Origin of the sequence: Thiohalobacter sp. IOR34 (genome assembly GCF_030406045.1) — a bacterium.
Classification (GTDB): domain Bacteria; phylum Pseudomonadota; class Gammaproteobacteria; order Thiohalobacterales; family Thiohalobacteraceae.
Map to the genome: position 1 here is coordinate 1,762,847 of NZ_CP128988.1, position 18,177 is coordinate 1,781,023.

The 18,177-nt window shown below is 65.6% G+C and carries 15 protein-coding genes; 2 read left to right on the forward strand and 13 right to left on the reverse strand.

Features of this window, described 5'->3' with window-relative positions; genetic code table 11:
- Positions 1-79: 79 nt before the first annotated feature.
- The 7 genes from QVG61_RS08090 to QVG61_RS08120 form a co-directional block, all read right to left on the reverse strand.
- Positions 80-1,477, reverse strand: a complete 1,398-nt coding sequence (locus QVG61_RS08090; protein WP_289930131.1) for a TIGR03013 family XrtA/PEP-CTERM system glycosyltransferase — start codon at positions 1,475-1,477, stop codon at positions 80-82.
- A gap of 240 nt (positions 1,478-1,717) precedes the next feature.
- Positions 1,718-2,191, reverse strand: a complete 474-nt coding sequence (locus QVG61_RS08095) for a cyclic nucleotide-binding domain-containing protein (RefSeq protein WP_289930132.1) — start codon at positions 2,189-2,191, stop codon at positions 1,718-1,720.
- A 19-nt stretch (positions 2,192-2,210) separates the two neighbouring features.
- Entirely contained in the window at positions 2,211-3,218 is a 1,008-nt protein-coding gene (locus tag QVG61_RS08100; RefSeq protein ID WP_289930133.1) for an NAD-dependent epimerase, read from the reverse strand.
- A 43-nt stretch (positions 3,219-3,261) separates the two neighbouring features.
- Entirely contained in the window at positions 3,262-4,539 is a 1,278-nt protein-coding gene (gene tviB, locus QVG61_RS08105; protein WP_289930134.1) for a Vi polysaccharide biosynthesis UDP-N-acetylglucosamine C-6 dehydrogenase TviB, read from the reverse strand.
- Between the two features lie 75 nt (positions 4,540-4,614).
- Positions 4,615-5,349: a DNA polymerase III subunit epsilon gene (gene dnaQ, locus QVG61_RS08110; RefSeq protein WP_289930135.1), complete on the reverse strand. Its 735-nt coding sequence runs from the start codon at positions 5,347-5,349 to the stop codon at positions 4,615-4,617.
- Between the two features lie 19 nt (positions 5,350-5,368).
- Positions 5,369-5,815 (reverse strand): ribonuclease HI, encoded by a 447-nt coding sequence (rnhA, locus tag QVG61_RS08115; protein ID WP_289930136.1) that lies wholly within the window; start codon positions 5,813-5,815, stop codon positions 5,369-5,371.
- Positions 5,812-6,537, reverse strand: coding sequence for a methyltransferase domain-containing protein (locus QVG61_RS08120; RefSeq protein ID WP_289930137.1), 726 nt, complete (start codon positions 6,535-6,537; stop codon positions 5,812-5,814). The genes rnhA and QVG61_RS08120 overlap by 4 nt, the downstream gene beginning before the upstream one ends.
- Before the next feature lie 436 nt (positions 6,538-6,973).
- Between QVG61_RS08120 and QVG61_RS08125 the strand changes: the two genes are divergently transcribed.
- Complete coding sequence (locus tag QVG61_RS08125; protein ID WP_289930138.1) at positions 6,974-8,362, forward strand: LysM peptidoglycan-binding domain-containing protein; 1,389 nt, start codon at positions 6,974-6,976, stop codon at positions 8,360-8,362.
- Between the two features lie 461 nt (positions 8,363-8,823).
- Here QVG61_RS08125 and QVG61_RS08130 read toward each other — a convergent pair whose 3' ends face one another.
- The 6 genes from QVG61_RS08130 to QVG61_RS08155 form a co-directional block, all read right to left on the reverse strand.
- On the reverse strand, positions 8,824-9,489 hold the full coding sequence (locus QVG61_RS08130; protein ID WP_289930139.1) for a hypothetical protein: 666 nt from the start codon (positions 9,487-9,489) through the stop codon (positions 8,824-8,826).
- Positions 9,490-9,580: 91 nt separating this feature from the next.
- On the reverse strand, positions 9,581-10,246 hold the full coding sequence (locus tag QVG61_RS08135) for a VPLPA-CTERM sorting domain-containing protein (protein WP_289930140.1): 666 nt from the start codon (positions 10,244-10,246) through the stop codon (positions 9,581-9,583).
- 270 nt (positions 10,247-10,516) lie between these two features.
- Positions 10,517-12,529 carry an ABC transporter ATP-binding protein gene (locus QVG61_RS08140; RefSeq protein ID WP_289930141.1) on the reverse strand — a complete coding sequence of 671 codons (2,013 nt, stop codon included), beginning with the start codon at positions 12,527-12,529 and terminating at the stop codon, positions 10,517-10,519.
- Positions 12,530-12,581: 52 nt separating this feature from the next.
- Positions 12,582-13,988 (reverse strand): ABC transporter permease, encoded by a 1,407-nt coding sequence (locus QVG61_RS08145; RefSeq protein ID WP_289930142.1) that lies wholly within the window; start codon positions 13,986-13,988, stop codon positions 12,582-12,584.
- Positions 13,985-14,962: an ABC transporter permease gene (locus QVG61_RS08150; protein WP_289930143.1), complete on the reverse strand. Its 978-nt coding sequence runs from the start codon at positions 14,960-14,962 to the stop codon at positions 13,985-13,987. The genes QVG61_RS08145 and QVG61_RS08150 overlap by 4 nt, the downstream gene beginning before the upstream one ends.
- Positions 14,962-17,133: an ABC transporter substrate-binding protein gene (locus QVG61_RS08155; protein WP_289930145.1), complete on the reverse strand. Its 2,172-nt coding sequence runs from the start codon at positions 17,131-17,133 to the stop codon at positions 14,962-14,964. Before QVG61_RS08155 ends, QVG61_RS08150 begins: the two co-directional genes overlap by 1 nt.
- 175 nt (positions 17,134-17,308) lie before the next feature.
- On the opposite strand from QVG61_RS08155, the gene QVG61_RS08160 reads away from it, so the two are divergent.
- Positions 17,309-18,106, forward strand: a complete 798-nt coding sequence (locus QVG61_RS08160; protein WP_289930146.1) for an enoyl-ACP reductase — start codon at positions 17,309-17,311, stop codon at positions 18,104-18,106.
- Positions 18,107-18,177: the final 71 nt, after the last annotated feature.

Consider the following 18,177-nt stretch of genomic DNA (forward strand, 5'->3'; position numbering starts at 1 on the left):
TGCCGGGTTACTAATAACCAGATTTGATCAGACATACCCTAGGGTAATCAATTACAACCACTGCTGCCAGACGCGACGCTCAGTGGGCCCCCTTGCCCAGCAGCACCACCTCCACCGTCTCCAGCAGAATCAGCAGATCGAGCAGCAGACTGTAGTTCTTGACGTAATACAGGTCGTACTGCTGCTTCTCGAAGGCATCCTCTTCCGAGGAACCGTACTGGTAGCTGATCTGGGCCCAGCCGGTCAGACCCGGCTTGACGCGGTGCCGTTCCTCGAAATAGGGGATGCTCTTCGCCAGCTGCTCGACGAACTCGGGCCGCTCCGGACGGGGACCGACGAAACTCATCTCCCCCTTGAGGACATTGAACAGCTGCGGCAGCTCATCCAGACGCACCTTGCGGATCACGGCACCCACCCGGGTCACCCGGTCGTCGTTCTGCTCGGCCCAACGGGCACCATCCTTCTCGGCGTCGACCCGCATGCTGCGGAACTTGATGATCCGGAAGGGGCGGCCGTGGGCACCCACCCGCACCTGGCGATAGAGTACCGGTCCCTGGCCGCCGCTCTCGACCAGGATGGCAATCGCCACCAGGCCCATCAGCGGCAGCATGAAGGGCAGCATCAGCAGGCTCATCAGGATGTCGAAGCCGCGTTTGACGTAGGTGCGGGTGGCCCCCTGGCGGAAACCGTCCGACAGGTACAGCCAGCTGGGGTCGAGGATATCCAGCTTGATCTTGCCCATCTCCCGTTCGAAGAAGGTGAGCAGGTCGATGACGTCCTTGCCGTTCATCTTGCAATCGAGCAGCTCCTGCACCGGCAGCGCCCGACGCCGGTCGTCCACGGCCACTACCAGCTCGTCGATGTCGTGCTCGGTGACGTATTCTGACAGCGGCTGGTCGAGCTCCAGGATCCGCTCCGGCTCCACCACGTCCTTGTCGCCCATCCGCACATAGCCGACGACGCGGATACCGCGCAGATCGCTGCTGCGCCGGTAGCGGCGGATCATCGCCGCCCGCTCACCGGTACCGAGTATCAGCACCCGTTTCTTCAGGGCCTCCTGGTCGCCGAGGCGCATGAACATCACCCGCAGCAGCACCGAGCCGATCAACGCCAGCGAATAGGAGATGGCCAGGGCACCGCGGCCCAGATAGAAGCTCGGAGCAATGTAGAAGATCAGGGCCAGGGGGATGAGGCTGAGGGCCAGACTGGCGATGACCCGCAGCAGGATACCCTCGAAACCGTCGCGGGTGCGCCGCTCGTAGAGGCCCATGCCGGCCATGCTGAGCAGCAGCGCCAGGGCGTAGACCAGGGCCTTGGGCAGCAGCGGCTGCACCTTCTCGATGGTGGCAGGATCGGCATTCCAGAAGCGGACCTCGACACCGGCGTAGAAGGCGAGCACGAAGACCACGCCCTCCAGCAGGCCCAGCAGCAGGAAGGCGGTCGGAATATAGTGGCGGAAGATGCGTATCGTGGCCATGCAGTCGTTTTCGGTGTCCCTGTTCCTGTCTTGGGGCTTGCTGTCCGACCTGGCCCTGATGTGGGTAAGGCGCAAAGCTATTAACCCGGCAACTGAATAGGCCGTGCCAATAACATGTCAATACTATGGCGCCTGCCACGGCATGAGAAGCCCAGCGGCAAGGATAGCGGCTTTTGCCTACAGGCCGGTTAAGAAAATGCTTACAAGGGGGCGCATGCCGGTCACGACCGGCAGGGGGGCTCACAGATGCTGGTCGATGTCGTGGACCTTGAGGCCCCAGGCCAGCAGGGCGAGAACCTTCTTGTTGGTCTGTCGCAGGCGCTGCACCATCACTGCCATCAACTGACGCAACACGGGGTAGCCGATCTCGGGATGGCGCTCGAAGAAGGCCAACAGGCGATCACCGTCGATCACTGCCACCTCCGAGGCCTCCAGGGTGGTCACGGTGGCGGAACGCGGGCCGGCATCGAACAGCACCACCTCGCCGAACACCGCACCCGCCTGGAGGTCGCAGACCCCCGGATGAATGTGCCGTCCCGCCTCCAGGTCCAGGTCACCGGTGACCCGCACCGCGCCGGCCAGCAGCACGAACAGCTCGCTGCCCGGCTCGCCCTCACGGAACAGAACCTGATTGGGCCCATACCGGCGACGCTGCCAGAACTCGCCCTCGGCGAAGGCCGGTTCCTCGAGCAGATCGAGCAACGACTTGACCATCTGGCTGCCGCGACCGGCCTCAGACCCGGTGATAGTCGCGGTACCAGTCGACGAAGCGCGCCACCCCCTCCTCCACGGTGGTCGCCGGCTTGTAGCCCACGTCGCGTACCAGATCCGACACGTCGGCATAGGTGTCGGGGACGTCACCCGGCTGCAGAGGCAGCATGTTCATCTGCGCCTTGCGGCCCAGACAGTCCTCCAGCACCTCGATGTAGTGCAGCAGCTCCACCGGCTCGTTGTTGCCGATGTTGTACAGCCGGTAGGGGGCATTGCTGGTGGCCGAATCCGGGGCATCGCTGTCCCAGTCCGGATTCGGTTCGGGGATGCGGTCCAGCACCCGGATCACGCCCTCGACGATGTCGTCGATGTAGGTGAAGTCACGGCGGTGCCTGCCATAGTTGAAGACATCGATCGGCTCACCGGCGAGGATCTTGCGGGTGAACAGGAACAGCGCCATGTCCGGCCGCCCCCAGGGTCCATAAACGGTGAAGAAACGCAGACCGGTGGTGGGCAGACGGAACAGGTGGCTGTAGGTGTGCGCCATCAGCTCATTGGCCTTCTTGGAGGCGGCATACAGGCTCACTGGATGATCGACGTTGTGGTGAACCGAGAAGGGCATGCGGGTGTTGGAGCCGTAGACCGAGCTGCTGGAGGCATAGACCAGGTGCTCGACCCCGTTGTGGCGGCATCCCTCGAGGATGTTGACGAAGCCGACCAGGTTGGTGTCGACGTAGGCGTGGGGGTTCTCCAGCGAGTAGCGCACCCCCGCCTGGGCGGCCAGATTGACCACCCGCTGCGGCTCGTGTTCGGCGAAGACCCGCGCCACCCCTTCGCGATCCTCGAGATCGAGTCGCACGTCGCTGTAGCCGGGGTGCTCCAGGGTGCGTGCCAGGCGCGCCTGCTTCAGGTTGACGTCGTAATAATCATTGAGGTTGTCGATGCCGACCACCTCGTCGCCCCGCTCCAGCAGGCGCAGCGCCAGCGCGGAGCCGATGAAGCCCGCCGATCCCGTTATCAGAACCTTCATTTACGTTTCCCTTCCCGTCTCAGTCGTTTTGATCTTGCAGGTCTCAGAGCCGCTCGTCGACCTGGTCGGCGGGCAGCAGGTATTTCACATCGAACAGCACGGAGCCCGGCTTGCCGAGGGCGCGGATGCCCGCCACCCCCATGTCCGCGAACTGCCGGTGCGCCACGGCCAGGATGATGGCGTCATAGCGCCCCGGCTCGGGCTCGGCCAGCGGACGGATGCCGTACTCCGCCTGCGCCTCCTCGGCATCGACCCAGGGATCGTAGACCTCGACATTGGCGTGGTAACCGCGCAGTTCCTCGATCACGTCCACCACCCGGGTATTGCGCAGATCCGGGCAGTTCTCCTTGAAGGTCAGGCCCAGCACCAGGACATTGGCGTCGGCGACCGGCAGGCGGCGGCGGGTCATCAGCTTCACCACCCGCTCGGCGACGTGCGCGCCCATGCCGTCGTTGATGCGCCGCCCGGCGAGGATCACTTCCGGGTGATAGCCGATCTCCTGGGCCTTGTGGGTCAGGTAATAGGGGTCGACGCCAATGCAGTGCCCGCCGACCAGCCCGGGACGGAAGGGCAGAAAATTCCATTTGGTGCCGGCCGCCTTCAACACCTCCTCGGTATCGATGCCCAGGCGGTCGAAGATCAGCGCCAGTTCGTTGACCAGGGCGATGTTGACGTCGCGCTGGGTGTTCTCGATCACCTTGGCCGCCTCGGCGACACGGATGCTGCTCGCCTTGTGGGTGCCGGCCGTGATCACCCGCTGGTAGAGGGCATCGACGAAGTCCGCCGTCTCCGCTGTCGAGCCGGAAGTCACCTTGAGGATATTGGTCACCCGGTGCGCCTTGTCGCCCGGATTGATGCGCTCCGGGCTGTAGCCGACGAAGAAGTCGCGGTTGTACACCAGCCCCGACTCGGCCTCCATGATCGGCACACAGACCTCCTCGGTGGCCCCGGGATAGACGGTCGACTCGAAGATCGCCACGTCACCGGGTGCCAGTACCTGGCCGATGGTCCGGCTGGCGCTCTCCAGTGGCCGCAGATCGGGGCGGCGGGCCTTGTCGATGGGTGTCGGCACGGTGGCGATATAGACATTGCAGTCGGCGATATCCCCACGCTGGTCGCTGAACCGGAGATGGCGGGCTGCCGCCAGCTCGGCCTCGCTCACTTCCAGGGTACTGTCACGTCCGGCCCTGAGTTCGGCAATCCGCGCCGGATTGACGTCGAAGCCCACGGTGGGCAACTGGCGGCCGAATTCCACGGCCAGGGGCAGACCGACATAACCCAGGCCGACGATGGCGATCCTGGCATCCTCTGGTTTCAACATGGATTCAGCTCTTCCTTATTCAATGCGCCAACTGTCCCTCACCATAGCGACCGGCCGCCCGCTCGCTGAAATCGTTCAGTTCCCAGAAACGCCGGTCTCCAGCCGGCGCCACAGGCAGGACCCGCCGGCCGCCTTATCCAGGGCCTCCAGCCGTGCCTCGTGGGCCGCCAGCTCATCGCCGTCGGGACGCAGTACCGGCAGCGGCGGCCGCGCCGGATCCAGGCGGCGGATCGCCTGACCCCGTTCCTGGCCGCCCGCCTCGCCGGTTGAAGCGTCCAGCGACAACGCCACCTGGCCGCCGGTCATGCACAGGTAGACATCGGCCAGGATCTCGGCGTCGAGCAGCGCCCCATGCAGCTCGCGGTTGGAATTGTCCACCGCATAGCGGCGACACAGGGCATCGAGGTTGTTCTTCTGCCCCGGATGCAGACGCCGCGCCAGCGCCAGGGTATCGAGCACGCCACAATGGTCCTCGACCGTCCCCCAGTCGCCGCCCAGCCGCTGCAGCTCGCTGTTCAGAAAGCCGACATCGAAGGGGGCATTGTGGATCACCAGTTCGGCGCCACGCACGAAGTCGATGAAGTCCTCGACGATGTCCGCAAAACGCGGCTTGTCGGCGAGGAAGGCATTGGTGATGCCATGTACCTCGACGGCACCCTCGTCAATCTCACGGTCCGGCTGCAGATACTGGTGAAAGGTCCGCCCGCTGAGGCGCCGGTTGACCAGCTCGACGCAGCCGATCTCGATGATCCGGTGTCCCTGGGCCGGCTCCAGGCCGGTGGTCTCGGTATCCAGCACGATCTGTCGCATGTATCCTCCTCGGCCGTTCCTAGCCCCGCAGCAGTTCGTCGATGCCGCGGTTGGCAAGCTGATCGGCGCGTTCGTTCTCCGGATGGCCGGCATGGCCCTTCACCCAGTGCCACTGCACCCGGTGCCGGGATGCCAGTTCGTCCAGGCGCCGCCAGAGATCGGCATTCTTCACCGGCTGGCGCGACGCGGTCTTCCAGTTGCGCTTTTTCCAGTTGGGCAGCCACTCGGTGATGCCCTTCTGCACATACTTCGAATCCGTGGTCAACCGCACCGGGCAGGCCCGCTTCAGTGCCTCCAGCCCGCGGATGGCCGCGATCAGCTCCATGCGGTTGTTGGTGGTATCGGCCTCGGCGCCATACAGCTCCTTCTCATGGCCGTCGTAGCGCAACACCACGCCCCAGCCACCCGGCCCGGGATTGCCCCGGCAGGCACCGTCGGTAAAGATCTCCACCACCTTGTCCTTCAACGCGGACTCCTCTGTGTCGGTTCGATCACGCCCGGTGACAGCAGGCTGCGCCGCGGCCGCCAACGCGGCCGCAGCGGCGTCATGCCGATCACCCGCTTGCGCGCCAGCAGCAGGTAGGCCGCCGCCGGCAATGGCCAGCCACGGGCCGCCAGTCGCTCCAGGAAACGACCATGGCGCAGCAGCACGGGATGCTGCAGCGGCGGCTGGAAGCACAGTGGCCGCACCTCCAGGGTGTCGAAGCCGAGCAGCGCCAGCCAGTCACGCAATCGGCCGACACCGATGAAGCGGCCGCACCAGGGGGCGGAACCACGCCAGCCACCGAACAGCCGCCGCAGCCCCCAGCTTCCCAGCGGATTGAAGCCAAGGATCAGCACATGCCCTTCGGGGATCAGACAACGGTCGACCTCGCGCAGCACCTGGTGGGGATCCGCCGAGAGTTCCAGCACATGCGGCAGAACGATGGCATCCAGACTGTCGGACAGCAGGGGCAGCTGCTCCGGGCGCCCCACCAGACCGCAAGGGCCATCGCTGTCGACGGAATGGCCCAGCCGGATCCGGTGGGGGATCCGGCTGGCATCGAGCGGATCGGCCGCCCAAGGGGCATTGACCAGCAGCAGATGGTAACCGAACAGGGTGAGGAGACACTCGCGCAGGGCGGCCAGTTCCTCGGCCTCCAGGGCCTGACCGAGCGGTGTGCTGTACCACTGGCGCATTTCCTGCATCACGTCACCCTGACAGGCGCTTGCACCCGGGGCTGAACTTCGCCTCCTCATGGGCTGGCCATGATACCTGAAAGCCGGCACCGGCACCCGGCTTGTGACAGCCTCGGTTGACCCTGTCGAAAGGAGCTGTCAGGATCACGCCGATCCTCCCCGGGCTGGACCAACAATGACAAGAACCTCATTGATAAACAATGTGATTTTACTGGCCGCCGGTTGTCTGCTGCTGGCCGGCTGCCCGTTGCGCGAACCGTCGGTGGAAACGCCATCCCCGCTGCTGGCCACTGCGTCGACCACGATCCCGGCCCCCGTCGGGCAGCCGCCCGAGGAGAACATCAGCCCCCAGCGCCCGGCCTCAGCGCCACCCCCATCTGCCGGGACCATGACGGACGACGGGAGTCCGACGGGCGGGCCGGCCGCGAAGGATCTCTGGACGTCGATGCGCACCGGCTTCGCCCTGCCGCTGGAGGACCAGCCCCGGATCCAGGCCCACCTGCGCTGGTTCCAGCGTCATCCCGATTACCTCCCCCGGGTGCTGAATCGAGGCCGCCCCTACCTTGGCTGGATCCTGCGGGAGGTGCAGCGTCGTGACATGCCGACCGAGATCGCCCTGCTGCCCATCGTGGAGAGCGGCTTCAACCCCTTCGCCTATTCCCATGGCCGCGCCGCCGGCCTCTGGCAGTTCATCCCTGCCACCGGCCGGCGTTTCGGGCTGAAGCAGAACTGGTGGTACGACGGCCGGCGCGACCTGATCGACTCGACCCGCGCCGCCCTCGACTACCTCGACTACCTGCACGACCATCTGGACGGCGACTGGATGCTGGCCCTGGCCGCCTACAATTCCGGCGAAGGAACCGTGGCCCGCGCGCTGCGCCGCAACCGCAAGGCCGGCAAGGCGACCGATTTCTGGTCGCTGCAGCTGCCGAGCGAGACCCGCGACTACGTGCCCAAGCTGCTCGCCCTGCGGCAACTGGTCGAATCGCCCGATCGCTTCGGCCTGGAACTGCCGCCGCTGGAGGCCGCCCCGCAACTGGTCGAGGTCGAGACCGGAGGACAGATCGATCTGGCCCTGGCCGCCGAGCTGGCGGGCATCGACCTGGACCGGCTGTACCGCCTCAACCCCGGCTTCAACCGCTGGGCCACCGACCCCGAGGGTCCCCACCGCCTGGCCCTGCCGGTGGAGAACGCCGAAGACTTCCGCACCGCCCTGGCAGCCCTGCCGGCAGATCGCCGTATCCGCTGGTCGCGTCACCAGGTCGCCCGCGGTGAGACCCTGAGCCATATCGCCCGCCGCTATCACACCACGGCGGCCCTGCTCAGCGAGGTCAACGCGCTGAGCGGCCATCGCATCCGCGCCGGCCAGCACCTGCTGATCCCGCTGGCCCAGCGCAGGCTCAGTGACTACCGGCTGAGCGCAGCCGGCCGCCAACAGGCCCTGCAGGCCCGCAGCCGCCAGGGACAGCGGCAGACCCACCGGGTGCGCCCCGGCGATACCCTCTGGGATCTGTCCCGCAAGTACCGCGTCGGCGTGCGCCAGCTCGCGGCCTGGAATGGCATGGCACCCGGCGACACCCTGCGTGTGGGGCAGAAACTGGTGGTCTGGACCCGCCACGCCGCCCCATCCACCGCCCGGCATCCCGGCCAGGCCCTGCAGCGCATCAGCTACCGGGTGCGCAAGGGGGATTCCCTGGCCCGCATCTCGCAGCGCTTCCGCATCTCCATCGCCGACCTGCGCCGCTGGAACAAGCTCGGCGGCCAGAAATACCTGCAACCTGGTCAGCGCCTGACCCTCTACATCGACGTCACCCGCCAATCCGGCAGCAGCTGAACGGCGTCGTCACCCGTCCCGGCCGGGCGAGCCCGCATATTCCACCAAGGCGGCCTTGAATGCGGAATTTTTCCGGTAGTTATCAAGGCAGTAATTCCCCATGCGAGCAATTGTGCCCTGTTACAGTTTGTGCCTGTTCGATTGACTCCGGATATCGCGGCCTGGAGGCCGCTCCTACAACATAATATTGTGCCGCCACGCCCCGTAGGAGCGGCCTCCAGGCCGCGATTGGACAATATCCGCGGGCGCGCATGATCGGCCAGCCTGCTTTGCCAGCTTCGCCCTGAGCATCGAATCCTTGGTGCAATATCCGGGCTAGGTACAACCGGTGGAAGGGTCTGAGCGCGACCGAAGGCGATTGGACGATGCCGCCGCAATCGCCTTCGAAACGAAAAAAACCGCCGACCGGTCAACCCGTTCGGCGGTGTAGGGTGGGGAGCCGCTGTAGCCGGCGCGGTCGCTCAGCGGTGACGGCGGCTCAACAGCGGCAAGCCGGCCGCCAGCAGCCAGAAGGTGGCCGGCTCGGGAAGGCGCTGCGGCGGCAGACCGCCAGGCCCGACCTTGCCCTTGATCCGGCTGCTGCTGAAATCGCTGGCAAAACTGCCGGCAAAAGTGGAATTCTCCAGCAACATGCTGACTGCGATACTGCTGTGGGCGAAATCACCGGCCAACGCCCCGCCGGTGGGGCTGAACAGGAAGTCCATGGCATCGATGGTAGCCGTGAGGTCGAGGTAGCCGAATTTCAGGATCTCGCCGCTGAGCAGCATCCCGCTGTACTCGGGGGTGCCATCCCCATCCAGGTCCAGCCGACCCAGCAGTTCGAAGTCGTTGCCGACACGCCCGCCGGTGACCTGCCCCATGTTGTCCAGCCGGAAACCCAGGGACAAGGCAGCCCCGGGGCCGAAGCGCACCGGGGTGCCGCCGAAGACCATGGCCAGAGGCGTACCGCTGGCCGTCAGCGACCCGCTGGCCGCATCGAAGTTCAGCCCCTCGCCCCGCAGGCTGCCGTAGATTGCGGTCGGCTCGCCCGGCGAGACACCCAGCAGCGTCGCACCCACGGGTGCAGCCCACAGCCCCGCCGCCAGCAGGCCGGCCGTCAGAAAAGATCCCAGCCTTTGTCTGTTCATGTCCTTCTCCCTGGACCCATGCACATCGCTAGCCATCACAGTTCTCGTTTCGGTCACGGTCAACCCGTGCCGCCCTTGGGTGTTGAAAAATTCAGCCTGCCGAACGTCGCATCACGCCAACCAGTCCCAGCAGACCGGAGCCGAACAGCCACAGGGCCGCCGGCACCGGCACCACCATCTTGGTATCGCCCATCATGCCGTTGATCGCGAAATCTTGGCTGAAATCCCCGCTGAAACCCTGCGCCAGGCCGCCGAGGATCATGCCCGCCCGGCTGCCATAGTCACTGGCCAGGGTACCGCCATCCACGTTGAGCAGAAACTCGAAGGTGGCGAAGCCCTCAAGCGTGGCATAGCCGAAATCCAGCAGCGTACCGCTCAGCAGCGTCGTGCCGTCACCGCTGATGCTGAAGCTGCCGCCGCTCAGGCTGCCGCTGGCATCGACGGTCGCGCTCAGACTCAGGCCGGGATTGCTGATCGCGGTGAACGCCGTGCCATCCTGACTGTAATCCATCAGCAAGGTCACCGACGGCTGCACGCTCAGGCTGCCGGTCGCCGCGGTATAGCTGACGTCCAGATCATTGGCCTGGATATCCGGCCAGCTGGTGACGAGATTCAGGGGCGCCGCCTGGGCGCCAGCGGTCAGGCACAGGAGGGCCAGCCCGCCCAACCATGCCAGGATGATGTTTCCTTTGGTTCGATTCATTTTTGATGACTCCCCCGCGCTCCATGCCTTGGATGGAGCGGAATTATAGTGCATGCGCCTTGCTGCCAAGCAATTTGTCTGCCAGTCGTGGGCTCTGCTTTAGTAACAATGAGTTATGAAGCGGATGAAAAAAGACCGAAGACCATTCTGTAAACCTGCCCGACAGATTTGCTGCAGGTTGCGCTCCAATCTCGTTGAAAAACACCAGATATCCAGCATATCTGTATGAATTATCTTGATTTCTCCTGCCCATAGACACAACCAAGCCTGGCAACCGGGTGTCAAAATCCCTGACAACCCCTCTGGCGCCAGGCGATCAACCGTTCAACGACGCTGCAGAAGGCATTTCACCCAGTGCCCGTCACCCACGGACACCGCTTCCGGATACTCGCGGCTGCAGGCCTCGGTGGCCCGGGGGCAGCGTGGGTGGAAATGACAACCGGGCGGCGGCTCGACCGGCGAGGGCAGGTCCCCCTGCAGACGAATGATCTCACGCTGGCCGTCGGCATCGAGCCGGGGAACGGCCGACAGCAGGGCCTCGGTATAGGGATGGGCCGGGCGGTTCAGCACCGCCTCCACCGGCCCCTCCTCGACGATCCGCCCCAGGTACATCACCGCCACCCGGTCGGCAAGATAGGCCACCACCGACAGGTTGTGGGTGATGAACAGATAGGACAGCCCCAGATCGTTCTGCAGCTGCTTGAGCAGGTTGAGGATCTGCGCCTGCACCGAGACGTCGAGGGCGCTGGTCGGCTCGTCGCAGACCACCAGTTGCGGATCGACTGCCAGGGCACGGGCGATGCAGATGCGCTGTCGCTGACCACCGGAGAACTCGTGCGGATAGCGGCTGATCTGCCCCGGACGCAGCCCGACCTGCTCCAGCAGCTGCGCCACCCGCGCCCGGCGGGCGGCGCGGTCACCGCCGATGCCCTGGGCCAGCATGCCCTCCTCGATGATGTCGCCGATCATCATCCGCGGATTCATGGACGAGAAGGGATCCTGAAAGATGATCTGGAAATCGCGCCGGCGGCGACGCAGCGCCTTGCCGCGCAGCCGGGTCAGCTCGACATCCGCGAAGCGCACGCTGCCCGCCGTGGGACGGATCAGCTGGAGGATGGCCTTGCCCACCGTGGTCTTGCCGCAACCGGACTCGCCGACCAGCGCCAGGGTCTGGCCGGCAGCGATCTGCAGATCGACGCCATCGACCGCGTGGACCTGGCCCACCACCCGCTTGAAGACACCCTTGTGAATCGGGAAGTGCACCTTGAGCCCCTCGACCTGCAACAGGGGGGCGCCCGCCGCCGGCGCCGTCCCCGTCTGCCGCGGCGCCTCGACCGTCCTGGCCGCGGCCGCCGGGGGCGAGAGTTCCGGATCGTACAGATGACAACGCACCTCGTGTCCCGGTGTCGGCTCGAACCAACCCGGCAGTCGCTCGCGGCAGGGCGGCCAGGCCCGGTCGCAGCGTGGCGCGAATCGGCAGTGATCGAAGATCTGGTCGAGGGGCGGCACCGTGCCCGGAATCTGGGTCAATGGCCGGTCGCGCTTGCTCATGTCGGGCAGGGCCTCGAACAACTTGCGGCTGTATGGGTGGCGGGGTTCGCGGAAGAAGTCGGCGCAGGGCGCCTGCTCGACGATCTGCCCGGCATACATCACCGCCAGGCGGTCGACCCGGTCCGCCACCACACCCAGGTCATGGGTGATCAGCAGCATGGCCATGCCGGTGTCCTGCTGCAGACGCTGCAGCAGTTCCAGCACCTGTGCCTGGATGGTCACGTCCAGTGCCGTGGTCGGCTCGTCGGCGATCAGCAGGTCGGGCTCGCCGGCCAGGGCAATGGCGATCATCACCCGCTGTTTCATGCCGCCCGACAGCTGGTGGGGATACTCTCCGGCCCGGCGGGCCGGGTCGGGAATGCCGACCGCATCGAGCAGCTCGAGGATCCGCCCCCGCTGTGCCGCGCCGGACAGGCCCCGGTGCCGGGCCAGGGTCTCGCCGATCTGCTGGCCAACGGTCAGCACCGGGTTGAGCGAGGTCATCGGCTCCTGGAAGATCATCGCGATGCGGCCACCGCGCACCCCGCGCATGGCCATCTCCGGCAACCCCAGCAGATCCTCGCCCTCCAGCTCGACACGGCCGCCGACGATGCGCCCGGCCGGTTCCGGCAACAGGCGCATGATGGATAGCGCGGTCATCGACTTGCCGCAACCGGATTCCCCGAGCAGGGCGAAGGTCTCGCCGCGGTGGATCTCGAAACTGACATCATCCACGGCGCGAATGGCAGACGGTCCCTCGCCGAGCTGCATGCTGAGATTGCTGACGGTCAATAGCGGTCGGGTCATGACGGGAGGCTTTCCGCGGTTTTGGGTTGGACAGGGAATCCGGCCATGGCGTTCACCGTCGCCTCAGCCGTGGATCGAAGGCATCACGCACCGCATCCGCCAGCAGATTCGCCGCCAGCACCAGAGTGAACATGAACAGGAAGGCGGCACACAGCGACCACCAGACCAAGGGGTCGCGGGCCATCTCCAGGCGTGCCCGGTTGATCATGTTGCCCCAGCTGGTCATGGTCGGATCGACACCGACACCGACGTAGGACAACACTGCCTCGGCCAGCACCAGACCGCTGAAGTCGAGCACCACCGAGATCAGCACGATATGCATGACGTTGGGCAGGATGTGGCGCAGGATGATGCCGAGGTGGGAGACACCGAAGGCCTGCGCGGCCTGGATGTAGTCCACCTCGCGCAGCTTGAAGGCCTCGCCCCGCAGCAGGCGACACAGCCCGGTCCAGCTGGTCACGCCGAGGATCAGGCAGAGGAACAGCAGCCGCAGGTCGGCGCGCTCGGCCATGGTCTCGAACAGCTCCGGGTGGCTGCCCATGTAGACCTGGAGAATGAGGATGGCGGCGGCGATCAACAGCACGCCGGGGATGGAGTTGAGGGTGGTGTAGATGTACTGGATGACATCGTCCACCCAGCCGCGGAAATAGCCGGCCATGATGCCGAGCAGGATGGCGAAGGGCAGCATCACCAGGGTAGTCAGGGTGCCGATCAGCAGCCCGGTACGGATGCTCTTCAGCGATTGGTAGAAGACGTCCTCGCCAACCTTGTCGGTACCGAGGATGTGATAGGCAGCGGCGAAGTTCCAGGCGAACAACAGACAGAACAGCAGGACCGCACTGGTGACCAGGAACACCCGCCACGGCAGTCCGGCCTCGCCGCGCAGGATACGGCGCGCCATGCAAAGCGGGCTGGCCCGGTGGCGCCGTGCCAGCCAGACGCTGAGCAGAGCGAGCAGCAGGACCACGGCGATCAGGGTCTCACCCAGGGTGAGCAGCAGGCGGGCACGGATGTCGGCGGCGCGCTGCGCGGGATCCGCCAGATGGGCCCCGCCATAACGCAGCCGGGGGTAACCGCGGCGCTGGCTGCCGTCCGGCAGCTCGATGGTCTCCTTGGTATACAGATGGGTGGCGAAAGGGGCCGAGTAGCTCTTCTCCACCTGGCTGCGCAGCGGGCCGGTGGCCAGATCGAGCAGACTCAGCACCTCGCCCGAGTAGTGCAGCTCGCCACCCTTGCCCCGCTCCGGCAGCGGCAGGCGGAAATGCACCGAGTCGAGCAGGCCGATCAGCACGTAGGCCAGCACCACCACCAGGGAGGCCATGCCCATCCGGCTGCCAATCACCCCCAGCCAGGGATCGTGCAGATGGCGCCGGCCCCGGGCATACCAGACGAAGGCGGCCACCACTGCCAGCAGCAGGAACACCAGGGCATCGGTCCAGAGGATCACCGGCCGGATCATGACAGCCGTACCCGCGGATCGACCAGGGTGTAGGAGAGATCGGTGAGGATCAGCCCCAGGATGTACAGCACCGAGCCGAGGAACACCATGGCACGGACGATGGCGAAATCCTGGGCGGCGATGGCATCGATGGTATAGCTGCCGAGGCCGGGAATGCCGAAGAAGGACTCCAGGATCAGGCTGCCCATGAACAGCAGCGGCAACACCACCACCGCCCCGGTGAGTATCGGGATCAGGGCGTTCTTCAGCACATGGCGGAACAGAACCCGCGGTTCGTCCAGACCCTTGGCACGGGCGGTACGCACATAGTCCTTGCCGATCTCCTCGAGGAAGATGGTGCGATACCAGCGCGAGCCGGAGCCGATCCCCGAGACGATGCCGATCAGCACCGGCAGGAGGATGAACTTCAGTGCCAGCCAGCCGGTGTCGTAGCCGGAAATGGGCACCAGCCTGAGCAGCTTGCCCATCAGATACTGGCCGCCAATGATGTAGAACAGGCTGGAGACGGACATCAGGACCACCAGCAGCACCACGGCACCGAGATCCAGATAGCTACCACGGAAGAAGACGATCAGCATGGCAAAGCTGATGTTGACCAGCAGACCGATAACAAAGGTCGGCAAGGCGATGGCCAGGCTCGGCCACATACGCTGGCTGATGTCGTAGGCGATGTCACGGCCGCTGTCGGAGCGGCCGAAGTCGAAGGCGAAGAGCCTCACCGACTTGTCGAAGAAGATGGTGTCGGTGAGGCTGTCCAGGCCCTCGGCCCCGGCGTTGTAGAACAGCGGCCGGTCATAGCCATGGTCGCGCTTCCAGCTCTCGATCGCCTCGGGGGTGACGCGCTTCACGCCCAGATGCAGGCGCGCCATGTTGTCCGGTGTGTTGACCACGAAGAACAGGGCGAAGGTCAGCAGGTTGACCCCGATCAGGATCGGCAGGGCATAGAGCACGCGGCGCAGCAGATAGGCGAACATCAGCCCTGCCCTCCCCGTGCCGACATGCGTTCGCGACGCCGGTAGCTGTACAGCGCCGGCAGCACCAGGGCGATCAGCAGCAGGGCACCGAGCAGCAGCGGCCAACGCACCGGCTGGTTCCACTCGGCACGCTTCGCGGCCCGCAGGTCGACCAGAACCCGCCGGTACTTCAGGGTGTTGCGCGCCATCAGGTTGGGCTTGGCGTTCAGGTACCAGGCATGGTGGAGACTGAACTGCTTGGGGAAGACACCCCACAGCCAGGGGCCGTCGCGGCGCAGGATCTCCAGCATCTCGTCGATCACCGCCTGCCGCTCCGGCCCGTTGGGCATATCCTTCATGCGCAGGAACAGGCGGTCGAAGTCCGGGTTGCTGTAGTTGGCTGCGTTCTCCCCGCCGTGCTCGGCCTTGCCGTTCTCGCCATAGAGCAGGAACAGGAAGTTCTCCGGATCCGGATAGTCGGCGTTCCAGCCCCACTGGAAGATCTGCGCCCTGCCCTTGCGCATCTTGTCCTGGAAGCGGTTGTAGTCGGTGGCACGCACCACCAGCTGGATGTTCAGCTTGGCGAACTGCTTGCGCCACCAGTCGAGGCGTGCCTTGTCGTCCGGACCGCTGCCGGTGGTGTCGAAATAGAGCACCAGCGGCCGGCCGCTCTTCGCGTCCCGACCGTCCGGATAGCCGGCCTCGGCCAGCAGCCGGCGAGCCTCGGCCAGCGGCTTGCGCCGCGCCCGACCATCGACCCAGTCGTAGACATAGCGGTTGAGGCCGGCCTCGCCCCCGCGATGGCCGAAGATGCCGGGCGGCAGTGGCCCCTGGGCTGCCACCCCACGACCGTTCATGAAGATGGAGATGTATTCCTCGTAGTCGGCGACGATGGCGATTGCCCGGCGCAGCTTGCGGGCCCGCTCGCTGTCGCCGCCGACCACCGGATCGAGCATATTGAAACCGAGATAGAAGACCGAGGCCGAGACCGCGGTATTGAGCGCGATACCCTTGGCGCGCATCGCCTCGCTGAGGCCGATCTCCCCACCGGCGCCGACCGAGATCGCCTGGTCGAAGCTGTCGGAAGAGAGCCCCGAGCTGTCGTAATAGCCCTGCAGGAACTTGTTCCAGTAGGGGATGTCCTCCTTCTCCAGGCTGAACACCACCTTGTCGATGAAGGGGATGGGCTTGCCGGCATCGTCCAGATAGCCGGCCTCGCGGTCGCCCGGCTCTCCCTCGCCGGGGTAGGTCTCGCCACGGAAGTTCGGATTGCGTTCCAGCACCATGCGCAGGTTGGGATTGTTCATGGTCAACATGTAGGGGCCGGTGCCGACCGGGTACCAGTCAAGGGTGATGTTGCGCTCGGCCATGCCGGGCTGGGTATAGAAGCGCTCCGCCTCCCAGGGTACCGGGGCGAAAAAGGGCATCGCCAGCCAGTAGCGGAACTGCGGATACTTGCCGCGGATCAGGACCCGGTAACGATAGCGGTCCAGCACCTCGGCCCCCTCAAGCGGCAGGGCATCGAGATCGAGATAGACCGGGTCCTCGCCAGCGGCCCGCCGCTGCCGGTACAGGGCCTCCAGCCGCTTGGCATAATCGTCAAGCCCGACGATGTAGTCGCTCATCAGGCCGAGGATCGGCGAGTGCAGTCGTGGATGGGCGAGGCGCTTGATCTGATAGACGAAGTCGGCCGCCACCAGCTCGCGGCTGCCCTGCTCGGGAAAATCGGCCAGGCGATGCACCCCCTCCAGGCGGACGGGATCGAGCCGGTGATAGAGGTAGCGACCGTCGGCATCGCGGGCAAAGGCGGGATGGGGCTGGTAATGGATCCCGGGACGGATGCGGATCTCGTAGACACTGTAGGCGATCCGCTCGACCGCGGCATCAGCGGGCAGGCGCCGGCCGGTGGCATCGAGATAGTAGGGCTCGGGTACCGACTCGGCGGAACGCGGAATCAGCTCGTAGGGGCGCTTCAGGTAATGGTACTGCAGCGGAGGCTCGTAGATCTGCTCGATGAACAGGGCCTCGTTGGAACTGTAGGAGCGGGCCGGATCGAGGTGCTTGGGGCGTTCGCTGAAGGAGGCATAGAGGATGTTCCGGTACTGCTCGGCCGCCCGATAGGGACTGTTCCAGGGCTGACCGTCGCAGCCACCCAGCAGGGCCGGCGACAGCAGCAACAGGGCGCGCAGCATCCACCGCCACCGGCCCCAGCGATCCCCCCTCCTCTGCTGCCTCTCCATGGCCGTCGATTATATAGGCGGCAGCGGCGGGATTCCCATGTTTTTCACCTCATTGCGGCTTCCCGCCGGGCCGCTTTTCGGGTACCTTACGGCCCAGTCGCAGGCCACCATCGAGAAGGACACTACCATGGGATTTCTAGCCGGCAAGCGGGCCCTGATCGTCGGACTCGCCAGCAACCGTTCCATCGCCTGGGGCATCGCCCGGGCCATGCACCGTGAGGGCGCGGAACTTGCCTTCACCTACCAGAACGACAAGCTCAAGGGACGGGTCGAAAAGATGGCCGCCGAACTCGGCTCGGACATCTGCCTGCCCTGCGACGTCGCCAGCGACGCCGAGATCGAGGCGGTGTTCGAGAACTTGGGGACACGCTGGGACGGCCTGGACATCATCGTCCATTCGGTAGCCTTCGCCCCGCGTTCGGCGCTGGAGGGCAGCTACATCGACAGCGTGAGCCGTGAGAACTTCGCCATCGCCCACGACATCAGCTCCTACAGCTTCGCCGCCCTGGCCAAGGCCGGGCGTGAGATGATGGCCGGCCGCAACGGCGCCCTGCTGACCCTCAGCTACCTGGGCGCGGAACGCGCCCTGCCCAACTACAACGTGATGGGCGTGGCCAAGGCCAGCCTGGAAGCCAACGTGCGCTACCTGGCCTACAGCCTCGGTCCCGAGGGCACCCGGGTCAATGCCGTCTCCGCCGGCCCCATCCGCACCCTGGCCGCCTCTGGCATCGCCAACTTCCGCAAGCTGCTGGACTATGCCGAGCAGAACTCGCCGCTCAGGCGCAACGTCAGCATCGACGACGTCGGCAATACCGCCGCCTTCCTCTGTTCCGACCTGGCAGCCGGCATCACCGGCGAGATCACCTACGTCGACGCCGGCTACAACATCACCGGCGGGGCACCCCAATTCGACGACGATCAATAGCCACGAAATCCACGAAACCCACGAAAATTCTTTCGGGTGTTACGGCGCCACGCGGAACGCCGTAACGATCT